The organism is Flavobacterium aureirubrum (genome assembly GCF_038739835.1).
Lineage (GTDB): Bacteria > Bacteroidota > Bacteroidia > Flavobacteriales > Flavobacteriaceae > Flavobacterium > Flavobacterium aureirubrum.
Window position 1 is genome coordinate 1 of sequence record NZ_JBCGDO010000049.1, and the last position, 5,080, is coordinate 5,080.

The window sequence follows — 5,080 nt, forward strand, 5'->3', positions numbered from 1 at the left end:
CTTGAAGCTGGTGACGGGAAATTCCTGATATGTGTTGCATGGTTAAAGATAAGAATACTTTGTTCTTCTTACAAATATTTTTGTATATTTGAAAAAGGATTGTGAAAGTTTTTTCACAGTCTGACGTTACCAGTAATGCTATGACGACAGTGCAACCATCAAACAACAGTGCAAAAACGGACGACAAAATGCCAACCCTTCGCAAAATTAAAAGAGCTGCAATGCAACCGCACAAGCCGACCCAAATTGCAGCACATTTAATTTTGCCCAACCGCACCCAAAGCCCACCCACCACCCGACCAGTGGACTATGGACAATTTGAGAGCAACTTTTGACAAAAACAGGGTTTTAAAATTTATCTTTACGACCAATAAAAACGAATTGAAATATATAGATGCCAACATTACACTGGATAGGAAAAGATAAAGTTATCAATCATCACATGGATGTTCCGTTTAAAGTATTGGAACACTCCTATGGCTTTGACAATGGAACACAAACAGACCAAGAAACCAACAGCGGAAACAAAATTATATATGGCGACAACCTTGAAGCCCTGAAAGCCCTTTTGCCCGAATACGAAGGACGTATAAAATGTATTTACATAGACCCGCCATATAACACAGGAAACGAAGGATGGGTATATAACGACAATGTGAACGACCCGAAAATAAAAAAGTGGCTCGGACAAGTGGTAGGCAAAGAAAGCGAAGACCTAAGCCGACACGACAAATGGCTTTGCATGATGTATCCACGTTTGAAGTTGTTGCATAAACTACTTTCAGATGATGGAGTAATATTTATTTCCATTGACGATAACGAACAAGCCAATTTGAAGTTGATTTGCGATGAGATTTTTGGTTCTTCAAACCTAATAACACCAATTTATACTCAAGTCAGATTTGCTGGTAAAACATTGGTTGAAGATGCAGACATACAAAAATTGATAGAAATAACCTATGTCTATAAGAAGAAGTCAACTACTAAGCTAATTAAAGAAACAGCCAAGTATGATTTTGATAAGTTCAAATACAGGGTAATTGAAAAAGGAGAACCGACAACAATTACATTAGGCGACAAAAGAGTAGATATCTTTGAAAAGGATAACTATGAGATAGTTGAAGAAGAACCTTCATTAAATCACTTAAAAGAAATTTGGGCAACTGGTAAAATACTTGACGGAAACTCGTCAGGTCGTTTTTTTAGAGATTACCTTATAGGAAGAGAAAAGGAAGATGGTCTAGGAACACTTTATAAAGTTTTTGGAATTGGTGAAGACCAATTTCCTTATAGATATTTCACTGGACCTAAAAAAGCAACTGCTACAAAAGGAAAATACTTTCAAGGTGTGCCAAATGATGTATTAAGTAATTCAGAAAACAAAGAAAAGTTTCTTCCTATTCCAAATTTTGAAAACTATGCAGAAGATTTTGGAAATATCAGACATGAAGGAAGTATGGATTTCAGAAGCGGTAAAAAGCCAACTGTGCTACTTCAAAAATTAATTAATTACATCATCCCAAAAGACACAAATGCTATTGTTCTGGACTGTTTTGCAGGTTCAGGTTCAACTGCACATGCAGTTTTGAACTTAAATAAATTAGATAGCGGAAAAAGGAAATTCATAACAATAGAAATGATGGATTATGCCGAAACGACAACAGCACAAAGAATAAAAAATGTTATCAAAGGTTACGGCACAACCGAAGGCACAGGCGGAAGTTTTGACTTTTACGAGTTGGGGCAACCTATGTTTTTGGGAGATGGGAATTTGAATGAATTAGTAGGCGTTGAGAAAATTCGTCAATATGTTTACTACACCGAAACCAAAACGCCACTTACAGCAAGCAAACACAAGGACAATAAACATTACTTGGGCAAGCATAATGATACAGCGTATTACTTCCACTACGAGCAAGACGAAGTAACTACGTTAGACCATGCTTTTTTAGCAACCATGAAAACCAAAGCTGAGCAGTATGTGATTTATGCCGACAACTGTTTGCTTACAAAGGATTTCATGACGAAGCACAATATCATTTTCAAGAAAATACCAAGAGATATAACAAGATTTTAAGCAATGGAATTAAAACCATATCAACAACAAGTAATCAACGACCTTGCACTGTTTTTGGAAAACATACAGGAAACCAAAGACGTGAAAGACGCATTTTATAATTTTTGGGCAAAGCACCCAAGAACGCCATTGTTTCCGTATTCAGGCACAGCCATTGAACCCTACAAAAACAACGTTCCCCGAGTTCCGCACATCTGCGTAAAAGTGCCAACGGCAGGCGGGAAAACCTTTATTGCCTGCAACGCCATTAAAACCATTTTTGATGCCTTTGCATACGACAAACCCAAAGCAGTAGTTTGGTTGGTTCCGTCCATTACCATTTTAGACCAAACCATTAAAAACCTGAAAGACACCAACCATCCTTACCGACAAAAAATCAATTCTCATTTCGGCAACAAAGTAGAAGTATTTGACAAAGCAGAACTATTGCAAGGAAGCGGATTTAACGCCACTTCGGTAAAAGAGCAATTGAACATTTTTGTATTGAGTTTTGACAGCATTCGCACAGCCAACAAAGAAGGTAGAAAAGTATTTGAGCAAAACGGTTCTTTGCAATCATTTGAAGCATTGCTCGGCAAAGACGAAGAAATTTCGTTGATGAAAGTAATGCAATACTTAAACCCTATGATTGTTGTGGACGAGAGCCACAATGCAGAAACGGATTTAAGTGTAGATATGCTCAAGGAGTTTAACCCATGTTTCATTCTTGACCTTACAGCGACACCACGCAAAAACAGCAACATCATCAGTTTTATTGATGCTTTGGAATTGAAAAAGGAAAATATGGTGAAACTGCCTGTTATTGTTTACAATCATCAGGATAAAACAGAAGTAATAAATTCCGCTTTGCAACTTCAAAAACGCTTGGAACTGCAAGCCATTGAAGAAGAAAAGAAAGGCGGAAAATATATTCGACCTATTGTGTTGTTTCAGGCACAACCGAAAAACGGTAAAGACTTTTTGAACGAAGAAGAAGAAAAATCAAATGTTCAAAAACTGAAAGAAAAACTCATTGAGTTGAAAATTCCTGCCGAACAAATCAAAATCAAAACGGCAAACATCAACGAAATAAAAGGCATTGACTTGATGAGCAAAGACTGTGAAGTCCGCTACATAATTACCATAAACGCACTGAAAGAAGGTTGGGACTGTCCGTTTGCTTACATCTTGGCATCATTGGCAGACAAAAGTTCAGCAGTTGATGTTGAACAAATTTTAGGCAGAGTTTTACGCCAGCCGTATGTGATGAAACATAATTTTCCATTGCTCAATTTGAGTTATGTGTTAACGGCTTCATCAAAATTCCTTGACACATTAGACAACATTGTAAAAGGCTTGAATAAAGCAGGTTTCAGTGATAAGGATTATAAATTGGCTGACCCTGCTATGTTGGAAGAAGCTAAAAAGCAAGACCCTTTACAACAACTTACTGTTTTTCCAACCACCGAAACACCAACAGAAGATATTACTTCAGACATTGACACAACCCGAATTTCAGCACCATCAGAAACAGAGTTACCAAACACCACCGTTTCTGAAATAGAAAGAACTGCCATTGAACAAAATGAAGCCTTTGAAAAAACGGTTTCCGAAATGGAAGCCAACCATACAACGGCATTGCCAAACGAAATACAACAACTTGTGAAAACATACAGTATTAAAGACATTTTCAGAGAACAGGCAGAGCAAATCAATTTGCCACAGTTTTATTTAAAAGTTCCTGCCAACGACCTGTTTGGCAAGAAAGAAGAAGAATTGCCTTTAGAAAAAGAAAATCTTTTAGAAGGTTTTGCATTGAGCAAAGCCGACACCAACATTGCGTTTGACAGCATTACTTCTGAACTCTACAAAGTTGACTTAGACGAAACCAAAAAAGAACATACGCCAACATTTGTAAGGCTTGACGGAGAAGTGAAAGAAAGTGTAATCACTTACATTCATGACCCATCACGCAAAGACAGCCGAGTAAAGAATTTCACTAAGCGGCTGATGGACTTAATCGGAAATATGTTTCCAATTCCTGACAAGGAAATTGAAAAATACATCAATCGAATTTTAGAAGATTTCAAAGACGAGCAATTCAGCGACTTGGCAGCCAACGAATACACTTACAAAGACAAAATCAAATTCAAGATAATTGCACTTTCAGAACAGTTTGCCGAGAAGAAGTTCAAAGACTTTTTAGACACCGACAAAGTGTTTATTAAATCATCATTCACTTTACCAAAAAGCATTTCTCCAGGCGACACAGCAAAAGACATCACAAAATCGCTTTACGAGAAAGAAGGAAGCATGAACGGTTTTGAAGAACGTGTAATCAATGAAATTGGTAACATGACAAACATTGCTTTCTGGACAAGAAATGTTGAACGAAAAGGATTTAGAATTAACGGCTTTGTAAATCATTATCCTGACTTCATCATTCAGACAAAAAGCGGAAAGACAATTTTATTAGAAACCAAAGGCGACCATTTAGACGCAGAACAAAAAATAAGACTTGGCAGACTTTGGGCAAGTAAAGCAGGTAATAATTATCGTTACTTCATGGTTTACGAAAGACGGACAGTTGACGGAGCATATAAATTAGAAGACTTTTTAAACATTATCAAAGACATTTAGCCAACGCATTTGGTGGCACATTTGTATTTTTTTTCAACGCACAGACCAACGCTAAAAAAATCCAAAAGAGCCACCAAGCCAACGCACCAAGACACCGCAAACATGGACAGACACAGCGACAGACGAGAAAGCACTACTGGTAACACGGGTTTGGCAAAAGTGGCGGTTCAGTGCTCCGCAGACACATTTGTGGTTAATCAAAGTTTGGTTCTCCGCATCAACATTTGTGGTGAAAATCGCCACCTTCGCCAAGCCCGAAAACGTGTGTGACTTGAACAACAATCAACAGATTGTTGGTGCTTTAAAACAGATGAGAGTAGGTCTCTCAATGGCGACTTTCAGGAGTAGCCATTAAACCACCTTATGCTGCGAGTTTTGGAAACA

The 5,080-nt window shown here is 37.7% G+C and carries 2 protein-coding genes; both read left to right on the forward strand.

Going from position 1 to position 5,080, the window contains the following annotated elements; all coding sequences use genetic code 11:
- The first annotated feature begins 394 nt into the window (after positions 1 to 394).
- On the forward strand, positions 395 to 2,077 hold the full coding sequence (locus tag WFZ85_RS15720; protein ID WP_342697204.1) for a site-specific DNA-methyltransferase: 1,683 nt from the start codon (positions 395 to 397) through the stop codon (positions 2,075 to 2,077).
- A gap of 3 nt (positions 2,078 to 2,080) precedes the next feature.
- Positions 2,081 to 4,696, forward strand: coding sequence for a DEAD/DEAH box helicase (locus tag WFZ85_RS15725; RefSeq protein WP_342697205.1), 2,616 nt, complete (start codon positions 2,081 to 2,083; stop codon positions 4,694 to 4,696).
- The last annotated feature ends 384 nt before the right edge of the window (positions 4,697 to 5,080 follow it).

What these genes read in the sequence shown, in the direction of transcription:
- WFZ85_RS15720 (WP_342697204.1), top strand. Translation starts at nt 395, where the DNA reads ATGCCAACATTACACTGGATAGGAAAAGATAAAGTTATCAATCATCAC.
- WFZ85_RS15725 (WP_342697205.1), top strand. Translation starts at nt 2,081, where the DNA reads ATGGAATTAAAACCATATCAACAACAAGTAATCAACGACCTTGCACTG.